The organism is Mesorhizobium sp. 2RAF45, from assembly GCF_052115225.1.
GTDB lineage: Bacteria > Pseudomonadota > Alphaproteobacteria > Rhizobiales > Rhizobiaceae > Mesorhizobium > Mesorhizobium jarvisii.
Window position 1 is genome coordinate 42,136 of sequence record NZ_JBFRGG010000011.1, and the last position, 18,916, is coordinate 61,051.

Annotated in this window: 21 protein-coding genes; 15 read left to right on the plus strand and 6 right to left on the minus strand. The window is 63.2% G+C overall.

Annotated features, from left to right (window positions below):
• Positions 1–37 precede the first annotated feature (37 nt).
• Positions 38–193, minus strand: a complete 156-nt coding sequence (locus tag AB4Z43_RS24140) for a hypothetical protein (protein WP_019857222.1) — start codon at positions 191–193, stop codon at positions 38–40.
• A gap of 417 nt (positions 194–610) precedes the next feature.
• Here AB4Z43_RS24140 and cysS point away from each other — a divergent pair, with 417 nt between their 5' ends.
• The 8 genes from cysS (at position 611) to rarD (ending at position 7,665) form a co-directional block, all read left to right on the plus strand.
• On the plus strand, positions 611–2,044 hold the full coding sequence (gene cysS / locus AB4Z43_RS24145) for a cysteine--tRNA ligase (protein ID WP_019857223.1): 1,434 nt from the start codon (positions 611–613) through the stop codon (positions 2,042–2,044).
• Positions 2,045–2,324: 280 nt separating this feature from the next.
• Positions 2,325–2,732, plus strand: a complete 408-nt coding sequence (locus AB4Z43_RS24150) for an endonuclease domain-containing protein (protein WP_441939122.1) — start codon at positions 2,325–2,327, stop codon at positions 2,730–2,732.
• Positions 2,729–3,115: a VOC family protein gene (locus tag AB4Z43_RS24155; RefSeq protein ID WP_441939124.1), complete on the plus strand. Its 387-nt coding sequence runs from the start codon at positions 2,729–2,731 to the stop codon at positions 3,113–3,115. Before AB4Z43_RS24150 ends, AB4Z43_RS24155 begins: the two co-directional genes overlap by 4 nt.
• 3 nt (positions 3,116–3,118) lie before the next feature.
• Positions 3,119–3,610: a GFA family protein gene (locus AB4Z43_RS24160; protein WP_019857226.1), complete on the plus strand. Its 492-nt coding sequence runs from the start codon at positions 3,119–3,121 to the stop codon at positions 3,608–3,610.
• A complete protein-coding gene (locus tag AB4Z43_RS24165) occupies positions 3,607–4,083 on the plus strand; it encodes a GFA family protein (RefSeq protein ID WP_027046669.1) in 477 nt (158 codons plus the stop codon). Before AB4Z43_RS24160 ends, AB4Z43_RS24165 begins: the two co-directional genes overlap by 4 nt.
• Complete coding sequence (gene pip, locus AB4Z43_RS24170) at positions 4,080–5,030, plus strand: prolyl aminopeptidase (RefSeq protein WP_019857228.1); 951 nt, start codon at positions 4,080–4,082, stop codon at positions 5,028–5,030. Before AB4Z43_RS24165 ends, pip begins: the two co-directional genes overlap by 4 nt.
• Positions 5,027–6,649 (plus strand): citramalate synthase, encoded by a 1,623-nt coding sequence (cimA, locus tag AB4Z43_RS24175; RefSeq protein ID WP_441939127.1) that lies wholly within the window; start codon positions 5,027–5,029, stop codon positions 6,647–6,649. Before pip ends, cimA begins: the two co-directional genes overlap by 4 nt.
• Before the next feature lie 83 nt (positions 6,650–6,732).
• Entirely contained in the window at positions 6,733–7,665 is a 933-nt protein-coding gene (gene rarD / locus AB4Z43_RS24180) for an EamA family transporter RarD (RefSeq protein ID WP_202360325.1), read from the plus strand.
• Here the strand turns inward: rarD and AB4Z43_RS24185 are convergent.
• Positions 7,643–8,638 (minus strand): transporter, encoded by a 996-nt coding sequence (locus tag AB4Z43_RS24185; protein ID WP_441939129.1) that lies wholly within the window; start codon positions 8,636–8,638, stop codon positions 7,643–7,645. The genes rarD and AB4Z43_RS24185 overlap by 23 nt on opposite strands.
• Positions 8,639–8,812: 174 nt before the next feature.
• Positions 8,813–9,103: a muconolactone Delta-isomerase family protein gene (locus AB4Z43_RS24190; RefSeq protein ID WP_019857232.1), complete on the minus strand. Its 291-nt coding sequence runs from the start codon at positions 9,101–9,103 to the stop codon at positions 8,813–8,815.
• A gap of 107 nt (positions 9,104–9,210) precedes the next feature.
• Here AB4Z43_RS24190 and AB4Z43_RS24195 point away from each other — a divergent pair, with 107 nt between their 5' ends.
• Positions 9,211–10,122: a LysR substrate-binding domain-containing protein gene (locus AB4Z43_RS24195; protein WP_441939131.1), complete on the plus strand. Its 912-nt coding sequence runs from the start codon at positions 9,211–9,213 to the stop codon at positions 10,120–10,122.
• A 56-nt stretch (positions 10,123–10,178) separates the two neighbouring features.
• On the opposite strand, the gene AB4Z43_RS24200 is transcribed toward AB4Z43_RS24195, so the two are convergent.
• Positions 10,179–10,790, minus strand: coding sequence for a TIGR00730 family Rossman fold protein (locus tag AB4Z43_RS24200; protein ID WP_019857235.1), 612 nt, complete (start codon positions 10,788–10,790; stop codon positions 10,179–10,181).
• A 142-nt stretch (positions 10,791–10,932) separates the two neighbouring features.
• Between AB4Z43_RS24200 and AB4Z43_RS24205 the strand changes: the two genes are divergently transcribed.
• On the plus strand, positions 10,933–12,408 hold the full coding sequence (locus AB4Z43_RS24205; protein ID WP_064984996.1) for a LysM peptidoglycan-binding domain-containing protein: 1,476 nt from the start codon (positions 10,933–10,935) through the stop codon (positions 12,406–12,408).
• A gap of 13 nt (positions 12,409–12,421) precedes the next feature.
• Here the strand turns inward: AB4Z43_RS24205 and AB4Z43_RS24210 are convergent, their stop codons facing one another.
• On the minus strand, positions 12,422–13,219 hold the full coding sequence (locus AB4Z43_RS24210; RefSeq protein ID WP_038645681.1) for an NAD(P)H-dependent oxidoreductase: 798 nt from the start codon (positions 13,217–13,219) through the stop codon (positions 12,422–12,424).
• Between the two features lie 93 nt (positions 13,220–13,312).
• Between AB4Z43_RS24210 and AB4Z43_RS24215 the strand changes: the two genes are divergently transcribed.
• The 4 genes from AB4Z43_RS24215 (at position 13,313) to AB4Z43_RS24230 (ending at position 17,000) form a co-directional block, all read left to right on the plus strand.
• Positions 13,313–14,269: a LysR family transcriptional regulator gene (locus AB4Z43_RS24215; protein ID WP_441939134.1), complete on the plus strand. Its 957-nt coding sequence runs from the start codon at positions 13,313–13,315 to the stop codon at positions 14,267–14,269.
• Between the two features lie 39 nt (positions 14,270–14,308).
• Complete coding sequence (locus AB4Z43_RS24220) at positions 14,309–14,656, plus strand: ArsR/SmtB family transcription factor (protein WP_038645685.1); 348 nt, start codon at positions 14,309–14,311, stop codon at positions 14,654–14,656.
• Positions 14,657–14,681: 25 nt separating this feature from the next.
• Positions 14,682–16,565: an ABCB family ABC transporter ATP-binding protein/permease gene (locus AB4Z43_RS24225; protein ID WP_019857240.1), complete on the plus strand. Its 1,884-nt coding sequence runs from the start codon at positions 14,682–14,684 to the stop codon at positions 16,563–16,565.
• Positions 16,566–16,652: 87 nt separating this feature from the next.
• The gene (locus AB4Z43_RS24230) at positions 16,653–17,000 is read left to right on the plus strand and encodes an antibiotic biosynthesis monooxygenase (protein WP_441939136.1); all 348 of its coding nucleotides are present in this window, start codon (positions 16,653–16,655) and stop codon (positions 16,998–17,000) included.
• Positions 17,001–17,022: 22 nt separating this feature from the next.
• Here AB4Z43_RS24230 and AB4Z43_RS24235 read toward each other — a convergent pair whose 3' ends face one another.
• Complete coding sequence (locus AB4Z43_RS24235; RefSeq protein ID WP_441939138.1) at positions 17,023–17,886, minus strand: SMP-30/gluconolactonase/LRE family protein; 864 nt, start codon at positions 17,884–17,886, stop codon at positions 17,023–17,025.
• Between the two features lie 330 nt (positions 17,887–18,216).
• On the opposite strand from AB4Z43_RS24235, the gene AB4Z43_RS24240 reads away from it, so the two are divergent.
• Positions 18,217–18,915, plus strand: a complete 699-nt coding sequence (locus AB4Z43_RS24240; RefSeq protein ID WP_019857245.1) for a phosphatidylserine decarboxylase — start codon at positions 18,217–18,219, stop codon at positions 18,913–18,915.
• Position 18,916 lies beyond the last annotated feature (1 nt).

The window sequence follows — 18,916 nt, forward strand, 5'->3', positions numbered from 1 at the left end:
TCATGCCCGGCGCCTTTGGCGCCGGCCGCACACTCCTTCAGGCAGCGCGGGGTGATACGATCTTCGGCGCCGGCTTCTTTTTCTTCGCGGTATGAAGAAGGGCGGCGACGATCGCGGCCGGGCCGATGGCGCGATAGTGGCTGGCCAGCGCCGGTTGCTTGGCGCGGTTGGCTTCCTGCTTGCTTCGAGGCATGTTTCTCTTCCCAGGTAACGTTTTCGTGTTCGCGTTTGACCGTTGAATCCGACCAAATCGTGACGTTTGGTGATCTAGCCGGCGAATGTTTCATGACTGTGCCGACATGTTTAATAAAATGTTTCACTGCCTGATTCCGCGTGATCGGGCGACGCGTTTGCCAATCTTTACGGCGTTTTTCTTGGAAGCAGCGGCTTGACGGCAACACTGACCAAGGCGATAAAGCCGCCCATGAAAACGTCTTTCGCCATTTGTGGCATTTGCATTATTGGCTAGCCTCGCGCTGGTCCGGACGTTTTCGCCTCATCTTTCCCCAGATTGGACAAACGCCCCGGCCAGCAGGCTGGAGTCTGATTTGCGCCTCGGCGCGGGACTGGCTCCATCCAGATAAAAAGTTCTGAACCGGGAAGGCATGGAATGTCCGACGCATCGCAGGGCCTGCGCCTCTACAACACGCTGACGCGAACGAAAGAGAATTTCGTTCCGATCGATGCGCTCAACGTGCGCATGTATGTCTGCGGCCCGACCGTCTACGACTTCGCCCATATCGGCAATGCCAGGCCGGTCATCGTCTTCGACGTGCTGTTTCGCCTGCTGCGCTATCTCTATGGCGAGGCGCATGTCACCTATGTGCGCAACATCACCGACGTCGACGACAAGATCAACGCGCGTGCACTGCGCGATTTCGGCAGCGAGATATCGGCCGGAAAGCTGTCGCTCAACGAAGCCATCCGGCGGGTGACCGAAAAGACCGCCGACCAGTTCCACAGGGATGTCGCCACGCTTGGCTGCCTGGAGCCAACGGTCGAACCGCGCGCCACCGAATTCGTCGAGCCCCGCGCCGATGGCAAGGCCGACATGATCACCTTGATTCAAAGCCTGATCAAACGCGGCCATGCCTATGTCGCGGCAGGTGAAGTTCTGTTCGACACGGCGTCGATGCCGGACTACGGCCAACTGTCGAAGCGCAATCTCGACGAACAGCAGGCCGGCGCCCGCGTCGCCGTCGATGCGCACAAGAAGAACCCCGGCGATTTCGTGCTGTGGAAGCTGTCCTCACCGGAAGAGCCGGGCTGGCAGAGCCCATGGGGCAGGGGTCGGCCCGGCTGGCACATCGAATGCTCGGCGATGTCGGCGGCTTATCTCGGCGAGGTGTTCGACATCCATGGCGGCGGCCTCGATCTCATCTTCCCGCATCATGAGAACGAAATCGCCCAGTCGCGCTGCGCCCACGGCACGTCAGTCATGGCCAATGTCTGGATGCACAACGGCTTCCTGCAGGTCGAGGGGCAGAAGATGTCGAAGAGCCTCGGCAATTTCTACTCGATCCACGAACTGCTGGAGACAGAGACCTTCGGCGGCCGCAGCTGGTCGGGCGAGGTGCTGCGGCTGGCGATGCTGATGACGCACTACCGCGAGCCGATCGACTTCTCCGTGCGCAAGCTGGAGGAGGCGGAGAACACGCTGCGCAAATGGAAACGCGCCGCGGATCTGGTGCCTGCGGCCGGGCAGTTGCCGGTGGAGGTCATCAGTGCCTTGTCGGACGATCTCGCCACCTATGCCGCCTTCCAGGTGCTGACGCAGTTGGCCAGCGAGGCCGCGGAAGGCAACGAAGCCGCCGCCGCGCTGAAGGCGTCACTGCTGTTCCTCGGCTTCGATGTTGCCTCGGCAAAGGTGGATGAGGACAAGGTTGCCAAGGCGATCGCCGATCGCCTCGCCTTTATCGCGGCGAAGAACTGGGCCGAAGCCGACCGCATCCGCGACGAGCTTTTGGCGCAGGGTGTACAGTTGAAGGACGGCAAGGATCCGGCCACCGGCGAACGTGTGACGACTTGGGAGGTCAAGCGGTGAGGGTAGCGCCAAGCACCTTTGCAAGTTTGGCGGAGGCGCCGGTGACAGCCGATCTCCCCCCTTGCGGGGGAGATGTCCGGCAGGACAGAGGGGGGTGTGAAGGAACGCCAAGGTTTCCGTTTGTCCCCCCTTATTCCAATCACTTCTTGAGAAGGCAGCGGTCGCAAGCTGACAGGCCGGCGGGACAGCACCCCCCTCTGCCCTGCCGGGCATCTCCCCCGCAAGGGGGGAGATCAGCCCTCGTGGCCGATTTCGCTAGTTGCCGGCGAAGGAGTGTTTGATGGGGCACGACCTCGTTCCATCCCGTCAGCGAAGAAACGCCAAATCCATGCGTCGCGTCATGACCGATGCAGAGTTGAAACTCTGGAACGAGTTACGTGCTCACCGGCTGATGGAGATGAGCTTTCGGCGGCAAGTGCCGATTGGGCCCTATATCGTGGACTTTGCGTGTTCGGCTCATCGCCTCATTGTCGAGGTCGATGGCAGCCAGCATGCTGACGCGGAACATCTCCAGTACGACGAGGCGCGAAGCGTCTATCTGAAGGCCAGCGGCTGGACCATCCTGCGTTTCTGGAACGACGACGTCATTCGCGATATCGACAATGTCTGCCAGCACATCGTGATCGAGGCCGGTTTGGTCGGTGCCGAAGTGCCAGCACGTGAGCCAGCAAGGGAGGCATTTCCATGATCGACCATCTCGGCATCGATGTTGCCGACTTCGAGGCTTCGAAGGCTTTCTTCGACAAGGCGATGGCGCCGCTTGGCGCTTCGCTGCTCTATATGGTGCCGCTGGAATACACCGGCGGTGCCAAGGTCGGTGGCTATGGCCGTGATCGGCCCGTGTTCTGGCTGCAGGAAGGCAAGGGTGGTCAAAAGGCCCATCAACACGTTGCCTTCACCGCGCGCAGTCGCGCCGAGGTCGATGCCTTCTATGCCGCGGCCCTGGCAGCCGGCGGCAAGGACAATGGCGCGCCGGGCCTGCGCCCGCACTATCATCCGAACTATTATGGCGCCTTCGTCTTCGACCCCGACGGCAACAATGTCGAGGCCGTCTGCCATGAGCCGGAGTGAGCCATGAGCCTTGACAACCGGCCGGTCTACACAGGCGGCTGCCAATGCGGCGCGGTGCGCTTCCGCGTCGAAGGCACGCTTGGCGACGCCTCGATCTGCCACTGCCGCATGTGCCAGAAGGCGAGCGGCAATTTCTACCTGCCGTTGGTCTCGGTGCGCGGCGCCAGGGTTGACTGGACGCGCGGCGAGCCCAAGCGCTTTCGTTCCTCCAATGCTGCCTGGCGCGGCTTCTGCGCCGAATGCGGCACGCCGCTGACCTTCGAGGCGCCCGACGGCATGGCGCTGGCGATCGCCGCCTTCGACGATCCGGCTGACATCGCGCCGACCATCCAGTGGGGCACCGAGGCAAAACTGCCTTATGTGGATTCGATCCCGCAACTGCCGGGCGAGGATACGATGGCGGACATGGGTTCGGCTCCCTATCTCGCCGAGCTTGTGTCCTATCAGCATCCCGATCACGACACCGACCAATGGCCGCCGGAGGAAAGACCATGACCGAGACTGTCCGAACCGGCGGTTGCCAGTGCGGCGCCGTGCGCTTCCGCGTCAAGGGGGCGCTTGGGCGCCCGTCCATCTGCCATTGCCGCATGTGCCAGAAACAGTTCGGCTCGTTCTTCGGCGCGCTGGTGACGGCGCCCAGGGACGGTATCGAATGGACCCATGAGGAACCGAGCTATTTCCAGTCTTCGGTCAACATCGATCGCGGCTTCTGCGCCCGTTGCGGCACGCCGCTGACCTACCGCCAGCCCGGCGGGCTGGAGATCGCCATCGGCGCCTTCGACGACCGCTCGGACCTGGCGCCGCAAATTCAGGTCAATTACGCGTCCCGGCTGCCCTGGGTGGAAAAAATCTTCGAGGCGCCGGTTCATGACGATCCCGACTTTTACGCAAGGCAGGAGCAGATCATCTCCTTCCAGCATCCCGATCACGAAACGGCCAACTGGCCGCAACAGGGCCTGAAACTATGAGCTTGCGCACCCTCTACCCGGAGATCGAACCGTTCGACAGCGGCATGCTCGATGTCGGCGATGGCCATGAGGTCTATTGGGAGCGTTCCGGCACCAAGGGCGCCAAACCGGCCGTGTTCCTGCATGGCGGACCTGGCGGCACCATCTCGCCCAAACACCGGCGGCTGTTCGACCCAAAACTCTACGACGTCATCCTGTTCGATCAGCGCGGCTGCGGAAAGTCGACGCCGAACGCCTCGCTGGAGGCCAACACCACATGGCATCTCGTCGCCGACATCGAGCGACTGCGCGAAATGGCCGGCTTCGACACATGGCTGGTGTTCGGCGGCTCCTGGGGCTCGACGCTGGCGCTCGCCTATGCCGAGACGCATCCCGATCGTGTCAGCGAACTCGTGGTGCGCGGCATTTACACGCTGACCCGCGCCGAGCTCGAATGGTACTATCAGTTCGGCGTCTCCGAGATGTTTCCCGACAAGTGGGAGCGTTTCGTGGCGCCGATCCCCGAGGCTGAGCGCGGCGACATGATGGCCGCCTACCGCAAGCGGCTGGTCGGCTCGGACCGCAAGGCGCAGCTGGAAGCAGCCCGCGCGTGGAGCCTGTGGGAAGGCGAAACCATCACGCTGCTGCCCGAGCCGGAAACCAGCGACAAGTTTGGCGAGGACGACTATGCCATCGCCTTCGCCCGCATCGAGAACCATTATTTCGTCCATGCCGGCTGGCTCGACGAGGGGCAGCTGCTGCGCGATGCCTGGAAGCTCAAGGATATCCCCGGCACCATCGTCCATGGCCGTTACGACATGCCGTGTCCGGCGCGTTATGCCTGGGCGCTGCACAAGGTCTGGCCGAAGGCCGACTTCCACCTGATCGAGGGCGCCGGCCATGCCTATTCGGAGCCGGGCATCCTCGATCGGCTGATCCGCGCGACGGACAAATTTGCAGGCAAATGACCATGACCCGCGAGCGTCTCTATCTCTTCGACACCACATTGCGCGATGGCCAGCAGACGCCGGGCATCGACTTTTCCGTCGAGGACAAGATCGCGATTGCAAAACTGCTCGACGATTTCGGCATGGACTATGTCGAGGGCGGCTATCCTGGCGCCAATCCGACCGACACGGCGTTCTTTCAGCAGAAACGCACGGCAAGCGCCAAATTCGTTGCCTTCGGCATGACCAGGCGGGCAGGGGTGTCGGCATCCAACGACCCCGGCCTTGCAGCGCTTGTGCAATCGAAATCCGACGCCATCTGCTTCGTCGCCAAGAGCTGGGACTATCATGTCCGCGTAGCGCTCGGCTGCACCAACGAGGAGAATCTGGAGTCGATCAAGACTTCGGTCGAAACCGCTGTGGCTTCGGGCAAGGAGGCGATGGTCGATTGCGAGCACTTCTTCGACGGCTTCAAGGCCAATCCGGACTATGCGTTGGCCTGCGCCAGGACGGCCTACGATGCCGGCGCACGCTGGGTGGTGTTGTGCGACACCAATGGCGGCACGCAGCCTTCGGAAGTGCGTACCATCGTCGCCAAGGTCATCGCATCAGGCATTCCCGGTGATCATCTGGGCATCCACGCCCATGACGACACGGGCCAGGCGGTCGCCAATTCGCTGGCCGCGGTCGAGGCCGGTGTGCGCCAGATCCAGGGCACGCTGAATGGCATAGGCGAGCGCTGCGGCAACGCCAATCTGATCTCGATCGTGCCGACGCTGGCGCTGAAGCCGGCCTTCGCGGATCGCTTTGTATCAGGCATTTCGGCCGAAGCGCTGACCGGGATTTCGCGTCTGTCGCGTGCATTCGATGAATTGCTGAACCGCGCGCCGGAAGCGCAGGCGCCCTATGTCGGTGCCTCGGCTTTCGCCACCAAGGCCGGCATCCATGCCTCCGCCCTGGCCAAGGAACCGGCGACCTATGAGCATGTGCCGCCGGAATCCGTCGGCAACCGCCGCCGCGTCATGGTCTCCGACCAGGGCGGCAAGGCCAATTTCCTCGCCGAGCTGAAGCGGCGCGGCATCGAGGTGCCCCGGGACGATCATCGGCTCGACGCGCTGATATCAGTCGTCAAGGAGCGCGAGGCCGAGGGCTATGCCTATGAGGGCGCCGATGCATCCTTCGAGCTCCTGGCGCGCAAGATGTTGCACGGCCTGCCGGAATTCTTCAATGTCACCTCATTCCGCTGCATGGTCGAGCGCCGCTTCGACGCCAATGGTCAGTTGAAGACGGTGTCCGAGGCGATCGTGAAAGTACTTGTCGACGGCGAGGAGAAGATGTCGGTGGCGGAAGGGCATGGCCCGGTCAACGCGCTTGACATCGCGCTGCGCAAGGATCTCGGCAAGTACCAGAGCGAGATCGTCGACCTCGAGCTCGCCGACTTCAAGGTGCGTATCCTCAATGGCGGCACCGAGGCCATCACTCGCGTCCTGATCGAATCGCATGACGGCACTGGTGCGCGCTGGTGGACGGTCGGGGTTTCCGAAAACATCATCGACGCCTCGTTCCAGGCGCTGATGGATTCGATCATCTACAAGCTGATGAAGAACCGCGAGATGGCCGGACTTGTTGCTGCCGAATAAGGTTGAACCATCAGCGGAAGTCCATTGATCCATCAGAACTTTGTGATGGTCTTGCCAAGGTTACTGGGCCATAGGGTTGGGCCATGGTCACTGAAGCAATTGCCCTGGACGCAGAGTCAAAGGCCCGTCGCGGCTTCCTGCTGGCGCTGGGCGCCTATCTCTTGTGGGGTGTGCTGCCTTTCTACATGAAAGCGGTGGCGCATCTGCCTCTTGCCGAGGTGATCGCCCACCGCATCGTCTGGTCCGTGCCGATCGCCGCGGCGGTCCTGGTCTGGGCCGGCCGCACGGCGGACTTCAAGGCGGCCATTCGTTCGCCTCGCACCATCGCCATGGCGGCGCTGACGGCGGCGCTGATCTCGGTCAACTGGGGCATCTATGTCTGGGCGATCGCCGTCGATCGCACCGTCGAGACCGCGCTTGGCTATTACATCAACCCGCTGGTGGTGGTCGTGGTCGGAGCCGTGCTGCTGGGCGAAAAGCTCGACCGGTTGCAGATCGCGGCGGTCGCGTTGGCGACGGTTGCCGTCACGGTGCTGACAATCGAGGGCGGCAAGCTGCCCTGGGTGTCGCTGGCGCTGGCGTTTTCCTTCGCCGCCTACGGCTTCTTCCGCAAGACGCTGCCGATCGGGCCAAGCCAGGGCTTTCTGCTCGAAGTGCTTTTGCTGTCCGTGCCGGCTCTTAGCTATATCGTCTACCTGATCGCGACCGGACAGGACCACATCGTGTCGAGCACCGGCACCGACACGGCGCTGCTGATCGGCTGCGGTCCGGTCACGTCGGTGCCGCTGCTTTTGTTCGCGTTCGGCGCCAAGCTTTTGCGCCTCTCCACCATCGGCATCATGCAGTACATCGCGCCGACCATGGTTTTCCTGATCGCGGTTCTGATCTTCGACGAGCCGTTCGGCACGGCACAAGCCATAGCCTTTGCCCTGATCTGGACGGCGCTGGCGATGTATTCCTGGTCGATGCTGATCACCGCGCGACGGGCGGCGGCTACATCTGTCCGAGCCGCCTGACGAAGAGATAGGTCACGCCGGCGATCAGCAGCGAGACCGCGGTCACCACCCAGAAACCCATCGGCGTGTCGACCAGGGGCAAACCGCCGACATTCATGCCGAACAGGCCCGAGATGATGGTCATCGGCAACAGCACCGCCGTCATGACGGAGAGAACGTAGAGAAGCTGGTTCGACTGCATGGTCAGTTTCGCCATCAGCTCGTCCTGCAACAACCTCGTGCGTGCCTGCAACTGCTCGCCGTCATTATAGAGGGTGAGTGCCCGGTGCGAGAGTCTGGCCGCCATATCATTGATCAGATCAGGCAGCTCGTCGCGATGCGAATGGTCGAGATGCCGGAACAGGTTGGTGAGCGTCGCCATCTGCCGGTGAATCACCACCAGTTGCCGGCGCGCCTCGACCAGCGCCTGGCGTTCATTGTGCCATGCATCGCGCACGACGCGGTCCTCTATGCCGTCAAGCGCATCGCCAAGCTTGCCGAGTTCACCCGACATGCCATCGAGCGACTGGCCCATGACCGCCTCGATCAGGTCCGACGGCGAGCGGAATTTCCGCGATCCATTCTCCACCGCCTTGCGGATGGCGTCGACCGACTCCAGCGGCTGTTTGCGGGCGCCGATCAGCATCGTGTCGTTGAAAGCGAAGCGGAAATGGACGAGCCCGCGCGCCTCCGAGAAATCGTGCTTGAGGTCCGGCAGATCGCCATAGAGCCAACCATCCTCATAATCGATGTGGCAGCCATGGCTGGGGGCGAGGAATGCGTCACGCGCCGGGGCCGGCAGGGCCTGCTCGGCGCCGATCTCCTGGCGCGCGTGGAGGTCGGTGATCTGGTAGCTGCGCCAGGTCCAGTGGGCGTGCGCGGGATCCTTGGTGCGCACGCCTTCAGCGGTGAAATGGTAGATGAAGAACAGCCCGTGCTCATCGGGCAAATAGGGCGAAAGGTCGGTGCCTTCGGCGGGGAGGGCGATGTTCACTGTCGCTTCTCCAGATGGTCCAAGCAACGAACCGCGCAACCGGCTCACTGCAAGGTCTTAGCATGCGGGAAGCCGGTTTCGTGTGACAGTTTCTTGACAGTCGATCACAGTGTGTCGAGCAGGGAAGCGCGGTGGCGGCACCTTCACCGCCACCGCATTGCGATTGGGGGTAACTCAGCGCTTCGGCCCAAACCCGGGATAGGGGTTGAGGGGCACGATCGCGGTGACGTCCATCATGCCGGCCTTGATCAGCGGCAAGGTGGCGAGGTAGCCGCGCACTTCGGTGTCGTCGGCCGCCTCGAACATCATGCCGCTGCCGGGGATGTCGCCACGGTTCCAGACCTGGCGCACGGCACCTTCGGCGTAGAGCGTGCGGCGCTGTTCGGCTTCGCCGGGCAGAAGCGGTGCAAAGTCAGCGTCACTGAACTTTGCGGTGTTGCGGGTGAGAAGGGCGAAGAACTGCATGTGGGTCTCCTTTGGTTGGTGGCCGACTATCCCTGCGGCTGGTCAGACTGTCCAAGACTGATTAGGATAGAGTTCAGACCTGAAAGGACTAAATCGTCGGAGAAAAAGTGTTCGACCTGCGCCAGCTCCGCTACTTCATCACCGTCGCCGAAACCGGCAATGTCGGTCGCGCCGCCGAGATCCTGCACATCTCGCAATCGCCACTCAGCCGGCGGATCATGCAGCTCGAGGAGCAACTGGGCGTCACTCTGTTCGAACGGGCAAAGCAGCGGGTTCATCTCAACGCCGAGGGCCGAGCCTTCCTCGCCGAGGCCCGCGCTCTGATTGCCAATGCGCGGCGCGTGGAGGAGTTCGGCCGCAGCCTTGCCAGCGGCGCGGTCGGCCGTCTCGCCATCGGCTATGTCGAGGGCGCAGTGCATGCCAGGCTGGTCGCCGATATGCTCAGGCAATTCCGCCGCGAGCGGCCGCAATTGCATCTCAGCCTGATGAGCCTGCGCTCTGCCGCGCAACTGGAAGGGCTGCGCCAGCGCACGCTCGATCTCGGCCTGGTCTATTCACCGCCGCCGGCCGACTATCCTGAAATTGCCTCGATGCAGGTCCGCCGCGAGCCGATGGTGCTGGCGATACCCGAGGGCGATGCGCTTACGGATGTCGCCGACATCGGCCCGCATCATCTCGACGGACGCCCGTGGATCACGGTGGTGCGCCAGCCCGCCGACACCAACCGCGGCCAGTTCCTGGCCGCTTGCATCGAGGCCGGCTTCGTGCCCGACATCGCCTATGAGACCGCCGATCCCTTGACCTCGCTCGGCCTGGTCAGCGCCGGACTGGGCCTGGCGACGGTGCAGGAAAGCCTGCGAAGCGCCGCGCCGCCGGGAATAGTCTTCCGCGACCTTCCCTGGTTCAAGCGCAGCGTGGCGATTTACCTCGCCTGGCGCCGGCAGGATGAGCGCCCGGTGATTGGGGATTTGCGGAAGGCAGTAGGCAGTAGGCAGTGGGCAGTAGGCAGTAGGCAGTAGGCAGTAGGCAGTAGGCAGTAGGCAGTAGGCAGGCCCTATTCCCCACTGCCTATTCCCTACATCTTGTCTATCACCGACTGCACACCCTCGGTCGGGGCGTCGACGGAGGAGCCTGCCACCATGATGGCGGCGACGATGGCCTCCGGATCGTTGACGACCAGCGGCTTGACCCGTTGCGCGGTGTGGATGAAGCCCTCTGCCGTCATGTGATCAAGCAACGCCGTCATCGGGTCCCAGAATCCGTTGATATTGGCGAAGACGATCGGCTTGCGGTGATGGCCGAGTTGCGCCCAGGTCATGATCTCGACGATTTCCTCGACTGTGCCGATGCCGCCAGGCAGCGCCACAAAGGCGTCGGATTTCTCGAACATCTTATGCTTGCGCTCGTGCATGTTGTCGGTGACCAGCAACTCGTCGAGCCGGTCGAGCGCGGTTTCGGTTGCTTCTCTGTTGATCAGGAAGCGGGGAATGATGCCGGTCACCTTGCCGCCGGCCTTGAGCGCGCCTTCTGCGACGGCGCCCATAATGCCTTTGGTGCCGCCGCCATAGATCAGCCGCAGGCCCGCTTTGGCAATCGAGCGTCCAAGCAGGTGCCCGGCCTTGGCATAGATTTCATTGCGGCCCGGAGACGAGCCGCAATAGACGCAGACGGATCGAATCGTGTTCATGCTGATGATTGGTGATTGGGTCTGAAAGCGTGGTCAAGCCCTAAGGGTTGACAAGCTGAGCTTTTTCTTGACTGCCCGTTTTTCTTGTCGGCATTGGCAAAACACGCTAGACCGGCATTAGGTGGCTAAGGGGTAGGGAAATATGGCAATTAATCCATTGAAGGCGTTCCTGTTCGCGGCGGGTGGGACCGTCGCGGCCGCGGGAACTGCCTACATATCGGGCGCACTCGACCCGTATCTTCATCCAACGCCGCCGGCGAAGGTCGCGGCCTCGACGCCGCCCGAGGCGCCGAAACCGGCTGATACCGGCACGGAAGGGCGACTGCCGGCGCCGGCTGTGCCGGCCGCTCCCGCCGCGGCGCCTCAGGCGACTGCTCCAGCCGCGCCCGCGACAGAGGCTACAGCTCCGGCAGCGCCTGCACCGGCCGCACCCGCAGCGGCCGGCCCGACCGCGCCGACTTTCGATGTCGTGCGCGTCGAGGGCAATGGCTCGATCGTCATTGCCGGCAATGCAGCGCCCAATTCAAAGGTCGAGATCCTGAGCGGCACGACGGTGCTTGGCTCGACTATGGCGGGTCCCGATGGCGCCTTTGTCATCGTGCTCGACGATCCGCTGAAGCCTGGCGACTATACGATTACCCTGCATTCGACCGTCGGCACGGTCGTAACCGTCTCGGTGCAGACCGCTGTCGTTTCGGTTCCCAAGAATGCCGCCGGCCAGGTGCTGGCCATGGTCGAGGAGCCGGGCAAGCCGGCCGAACTGCTGACGGTTCCCGCGCCCGAGACCAAACCGGCAGCACCTGCCACCGGCGACCAGGCTGCCGCTCCGGCTGCACCGGCGCCAGCTCCGGCCGCTCAAGCGCCCGCAACTGCCGCTCCGGCGCCCGCCGCGCCGGCGACACCGCCCGCCGCCGTGGCCGGACCCAAGATCGTCGTCGAGGCGGTCGAGATCGACGGCAACAAGATCTTCGTCGCCGGTCTCGCCGATCCGGGCCGCAAGGTGCGCGCCTATGCCAACGACATCCTGCTCGGTGACGCGCTGACATCGCCGGACGGTCATTTCCTCATCGAAGCGACGCGCGACATTCCAGTCGGCAGCTACACCATCCATGTCGACGGCCTCGATGCCGACGGCGTAAAGGTCGTGGCCCGCGCCGCGGTGCCGTTCGAGCGCGAGCCGGGCGAAGCGGTTGCCGCCGTGGCGCCTGCCGGGACCAAGCCGGCGGATGCCAAGCCAGCTGAGACCAAGCCAGCCGCACCGGCAGCCGCCGAAGCACCTGCCGCACCGGCAGCGCCCGCTGCGGAGGCTCCGGCCGTTGTCGCTGCCACCACGCCGCCAAGCGACGTGCCGGAGGCCGTAGCGCCCAAGCTCGAACATGCCGACGGCGCCGTGATTATCCGCCGCAACGACACGCTGTGGCGGATTTCGCGACGCGTCTACGGCCACGGCGTGCGCTATTCCACCATCTATCTCGCCAACCAGGACCAGATCAGGGATCCCGACCACATCTGGCCCGGCCAGGTGTTCAAGGTCCCGGAAAAGTCCAAGGAAGGCGAAGCCGCCGACCTCAAGGCAATGGGCGAGCAGGCGACGACGGCGCCGACTAAGAAGCAGTAGGAGCCCGCATCGATCAGCTGACATCGCCTGCTTGGTTGGAGTGAAGCGCGAAACCGTTTGCCCCGGGATCGCCCAGTTCAGGGCGGAGATTCATGCTCGGAATGAGATAATCTCCGCCATTTTGCCGACGGTATGGGATGGGCGCCGTCGTCGCCAGCGTCCGCATCCTCTCACGCAGCCGTTCAGCCACGGGTTCGAAGCCGGTCTCGTCGAGACGATCGACCTGGTAGACGACGAACGGCGGAAGTACGTCGTATCCGGGGTAGTAGAGGATCCCGTGATTGATCGGGAACAGCAGATCGTCGATGGGGCCGTTGATCCCGCGTGGCGTGTAGTGCTCCTCCCAGCCTCCTGCGGTCACGATCAACATGGCGCGTTTCCCGACAAGGGTGCCCTCGCCATAGCGATCGCCCCAGCGCCGATCGCTATGCTCACCAACGCCATAGGCGAATCCATAGGCGAACACACGGTCGACCCAACCCTTGAGGATTGCCGGCATGGCGAACCACCAGAGCGGGAACTGCAGGATCAAGGTGTCGGCCCACAGCAGCTTCTCGATCTCCGCCTTTACATCTGCGGTTAGCGTGTTGGCCTCGAAACCCTTCTTGGAAGCCACGACCGGGATGAGCCGCGCATCGGGTTCCAGCGACGGGAAGTCGGCGCGATCGATTTCGGATTTCCAGCCTTCGGCGTACAGGTCCGATACGCGAACCTCATGCCCTTGAGCCTCGAGTTCCCTGATAGCGACATCACGAAGGGCGCCGCTCAGCGAGCGTGATTCAGGATGGGCGAAGACAAGCAGAACTTTCATGGGTCAGATCCGGTATTGAGGAAACTGACGCAAACGTAGCCAACGGTGATACGATCCACTATATGCAGGTAATGCATAACATTGTGCCGAATAATGGATAAATCAGACATTACATTCGAGCGCATGCGCAGCTTCGTTCGCGTCGCCGAGCGTGGCAGCCTGTCGGCCGTCGCGCCGGAGCTTGGTGTCGGGCAGTCAACGATCACGCGGCACGTTCGGGAGCTCGAAGAAGCGGTCGGCGTGCCTTTGCTCAGCCGAACGACCCGGCGGGTCACGATGACCGCCGAAGGCAGCCGCTATTATGCCAATAGCGTTCAGATCCTGCGCCTCGTCGAACAGGCCAGCGATGAGGCCCGGGGCACGCGCGGCGCGCCCGCCGGCACGATCCGGATAAGCTGTACGGCGGCTTTCGGTGTCTTGCACGTCAGCCGCCTGATCTTCGCTTTTCAGGACCGTCATCCCGACATTGGAGTGGACCTCAGCCTCACCGATGAACGGGTGGACCTCGTCCGCGAGGGTGTCGATATCGCACTTCGGCTGGGGCCGCTCACGGACAGTTCGTTGAAGCTGAGGACCCTCGGCCAGTCGCGGCGTCTGCTCGTGGCCTCTCCTGACTATCTGGCGGCGCGGGGAAGACCGACCGTCCCTTCGGATCTGTCCCGCCATGAGGGCATCCGGATGTCGAACGTGGCGGGCAGCGAAACGCTTGTTTTGCAAGGCGCCGGCGGCGAACGCCACACGGTGCCTTTCGCCGGGCGGCTGCGGATCGATCATGGACTTGCCGCGCGGCAGGCCATGATCGCCGCTCGGGGGATCGCGCCGGCGCATCGATGGCTTGTGGACGATCTTCTGGCTGCGGGCTTGCTCGAGACGATACTGGCGGATTATTCGCTGCCGTCCGTTCCGTTGAACATGTTGATCGTCCCGGAGCGCGCAGGCGTCGCAAGGGTCCGCTTGCTGGTTGAGTTTCTGGTTGAACAGATTGCCGCCATTCCAGGGATCGAGAAATCCCGGAGCATTAGCTGCCGTCCGATCTGCCCGGAAGAGTAGCTTGCGGCGGTGCCGTCCATCGTTTATCGCCGATGAACGATGACCGAATCCGCCCTTGAAACAGACCGCGCTGCCGGCGCTCTACCCAACCGCGGCTCGGATAGCCACGCCGTCGCGGCGCGATTTTCGGCGTTGTCGCATCCGGCCCGGATCGAGATACTGAAACATCTCTCGGCCAGCAATTCCTGCTGCTGCCGCGAGGTCGTCGACCGTTTCGATCTGGCGCAGTCCACCGTGTCCCAGCATCTGAAAATTCTGGTCGAGGCCGGTCTGGTCCGCTTCGAGTCCGACCGTCAGCGCTCGCGCTATGCCGTTGATCGCGCAGCCCTTGCCGATGTATCGGCATCGTTGAACGCCCTCGTCAATTCCTGCTGCTCCGGCCGCTGACCCTCTCACCCAAAAGGCAAGAAAAGTGGTCGAAAAAACCGTCTCCGCCGACACCTCAACGCTGACGACATTGCGCAATTTGTGGCCCTATATGTGGCCAGCCGAGCGCGCCGATCTCAGGGCGCGCGTGACTTGGGCGACGCTGCTGCTGGTCGTCGCCAAGCTAACGCTGGTCGCCGGTCCCTATTTCTTTAAATGGGCAACCGATGCGCTGGCGGGCGGCTTCAAGACGCCGCCGCCGCTGCCATCTTTCATGCTTGCCCCGGTGATGCTGGTCGTCGCCTACAATGTGCTGAGGCTGGTTCAGCTTGGCTTCAACCAGTTGCGCGACGCGCTGTTTGCCCGCGTCGGCCAGCATGCGGTGCGCCAGCTTGCGTTCCGCACCTTCGTTCACATGCACCAGCTGTCGCTTCGCTTCCATCTGGAGCGCCGCACCGGCGGTCTGTCGCGCATCATCGAGCGCGGCACCAAGGGCATCGAGACGATCGTGCGCTTCATCATGCTCAACACCGCGCCGACCATCCTCGAATTCGCGCTGACCGCAGGCATATTCGGTTTCACCTATGGCTGGAAATATGTGGCCGTCGTGGCAATCACCGTCTGGCTCTACGTCTGGTTCACGGTCAAGGCCAGCGACTGGCGCATCTCGATTCGCCGCGACATGAATGACAGCGACACCGACGCCAACACCAAGGCGATCGACTCTCTGCTCAATTTCGAGACGGTCAAGTACTTCACCAATGAGCGCATGGAAGCCGACCGCTTCGACCGTTCGATGGCGCGCTACGAGGTCGCCGCCACCAAGACCTGGACCTCGCTCGGCTGGCTGAATTTTGGCCAGGGCGTCATCTTCGGCCTCGGCACGGTCGTCGTCATGTGCATGTCGGCGCTGGAGGTGCAGGCCCATACGCAAACCGTCGGCGATTTCGTCTTCATCAACGCCATGCTGGTGCAGCTTTCCGTGCCGCTCAACTTCATCGGCTTCATCTACCGTGAAATTCGCCAGGGCCTTACCGATATCGAGCACATGTTCGACCTGCTCGACGTGCCGCAGGAGATCGTCGACAAGCCGGACGCCAAGCCGCTCACCGTCGGCGCGGGCAAGGTCGAGTTCCGCGACGTGCATTTTTCCTATGATCCGAACCGCAAGATCCTGAAGGGTGTTTCCTTCGAGGTGCCGGCCGGCAAGACGGTCGCCATTGTCGGGCCTTCGGGCGCCGGCAAGTCGACCATCTCGCGACTGCTGTTCCGTTTCTACGACGTGCAGGCCGGCCAGGTGCTGATCGACGGCCAGGACATCCGGGATGTCACCCAGGACAGCCTGCGCGCGGTGCTCGGCATGGTGCCGCAGGACACGGTGCTGTTCAACGACACCATCGCCTACAACATCCGCTACGGCCGCGTCGGCGCGAGCGAGGAGGAAGTGCGCAAGGCCGCCGAACTCGCCCAGATCGGGCCGTTCATCGAAAAGCTGCCAGACGGCTACAAATCGATGGTCGGCGAACGCGGGCTGAAGCTTTCCGGCGGCGAAAAGCAGCGCGTGGCGATCGCCCGCACCATCCTGAAGGCGCCGCCGATCCTGATGCTCGACGAAGCGACTTCGGCGTTGGACAGCCACACCGAGCAGGAGATCCAGGCCGCGCTCGATCTTGTCAGCAAGGGCCGCACCACCATTGTCATTGCCCACCGCCTGTCGACGGTGATTTCCGCCGATGAGATCATCGTGCTCAAGGACGGCCAGATCGCCGAACGCGGCACCCATGTCGAGCTGATGCGCAAGCACGGCCTCTATGCCTCGATGTGGGACCGCCAGCGCGAGGCGACCGAAGCCGAGGAGCGCCTGCGCCTTGCCCGCGAGGGCGACGAGCTCGGTGTTGTCGTTCGCCGGCGGACGTCGGAGGTCAATTGATTTTTCCGCTTGACCTCGACTTAGGTTGAGATTGTACGCCGTTCGTGGAGCCCGAAAACGCCATTATCCAGGAACGGAACAATCGAAATGAACGGCATAAATCAGAACGTTAACGGCGGCAGCGTGTTCAGGGTGGACAAGTTCGTCGTCCCGGCCGCCGCCCGCGAGGAGATCCTCGTCAAGGTCAAGACGACGCATGAATTGCTGCGCCAGCAGCAGGGGTTCGTGCAGGATTTCCTGCTCGAGCAATTTTCGGGGCCAGGCGAATTCAACCTGGTGACGATCGTCGAATGGGAAAGCCAGGCGGCCGTCGACAAGGTCGTTCCGATCGTCAAGGCCGCGCATGAGCGTATCGCCTTCAGTCCGCAGGAGACGATCGCGCGCCTCGGCGTGCGGGCCGACATCGCCAACTATCAGCGGATTCCCGAGGCATAGAGCAACGTGAACTGCTCTAGGCTTACGGCCAGCCAATACCGGGTGCCGGCGCTTCAACGCTCAGCACCTGGCCGGTGCGGGCGTCGCTGACCATGTGCTCGAAGCCGCGCCACTCGGCGGCGACGATGAACAGCGTCCTCCTGTCCGCGCCGCCCAGCATGCAGGCAAAGCAGCCGCGATCGACGGTGACGATCTGCAGCACCTCGCCGCCTTCGCGCACCCGTACGCAGCGCTTGTTGGGAACATCCGCGTACCAGACCGCGCCTTCGGCATCGAGGCAGATGCCGTCGGGATAGCCGTCGAGGTCGGCCCACACGCGCCGGTTGGACAGGCTGCCGTCGGCGGCGATATCGAAGGCGGTCAGCCGGTTGCCATGGGATTCGGCAAGGATCAGCGTCTTGTTGTCCGGCGTCACCGCCATGCCGTTGGCAAAGGCGATGTTGTCAGCCACTTGCCGGACCGCGCCGTCCGGCATGATCAGCACGATGGTGCCCGGGCCGAAATACTCACCGGCAGCCGGCGCCGGCCCGCCGCCATTGACATAGATGTTGCCGCGCCCATCGACGACGATCTCGTTCCACGGGCTTTTCGACAGGCCGCGCAGATCGGCATGGGTGACGAGCCTGCCATCGACCTCCTGTCGCAGCAGCAAGCCTTCCCGGCCTGAGACGACCAGCAGCCGCCCATCCGGCAGCCAGTCGATGGAATAGGGCAGGACGGCCGGCACAGTGAGCATGATTTCGCGATTGCCGTCGGCATCGATCGCTATGATCTCGCCGGTGCCCCAGTTGCAGAACCACAGGCGTCCGTCATGCCAGCGCGGCGATTCCCCGAAGGCGAGGCCAGCACTAACGAGACGCGCCGGGGTGACCGATTGTATCCGCATTACGGAACTCCTTGTTGCGCGTCATCATGGCTGAAAGCCTTGGATGTCTCACCAAGGACGGGCGAGGGGGCTTCTTTCCGACAGCCGCTTTGTTATTTCGTTTAGGAAAAGTTGCCGATAGGGCGCTGGCACCGCATCACGGTGGCTTGTTCGTTGTCATCGGTATCGGCGCCGGCGGGTGTTGACCGCGCCGCCAGCATTTTGCAGGTACTGTAGCCCATCGTCAGGCCCGCCAGCCGCAACGAATGCGGCGTCGCCGATTGTTGCGTTGCGGCGAAGGGGGCTTTCAGCTATTGAGGCCCGACCTGAAACGGAGCCCGGCCCAGCCCGATGAGCCTTGTCGATACGGTCAAGAACGCGTTCGTACCGATCCATCGCGAGGGCTATCCCTTCATCGCGGCCTTTGGCGCGGGCACACTTTTCCTTGGCTATTTCTCCTCGGTCCTGTTCTGGATCGGCCTGATCCTGACCGCCTGGTGCGTCTATTTCTTCCGCGATCCCGAACGCGTCACGCCGGTCGATGACCGCTTGGTCGTGAGCCCCGCCGATGGCATTATCTCGGCTGTAGGGCCGGCCGTGCCGCCGCGCGAGCTTGGCCTCGGCAATGTCGAGATGACCCGCATCTCGGTGTTCATGAACGTCTTTTCCTGCCATGTGAACCGCTCGCCCGTGCGCGGCCGCATCGCCAAGATCGAGCATCGGCCGGGAAAATTCCTCAACGCCGAACTCGACAAGGCCAGCACCGAGAACGAACGCAACGGCCTGGTCATCGAAAGCCCCAACGGCACGGTGGCGGCCGTCCAGATCGCCGGCCTGGTGGCGCGCCGCATCGTCTGCTGGGCCGAGGCCGGCGGCTCGATCGGCACTGGCGAGCGTTTCGGCCTGATCCGCTTCGGCTCGCGTGTCGACGTGTTCCTGCCTTTGACCGCGACGCCACGCGTCGCCGTTGGCCAGACGGCCGTCGGCGGTGAAACCGTGCTCGCCGAATTCGGCGGCGTCGCCGGCACCCCGCTGGTCAGGATTTCCTGAG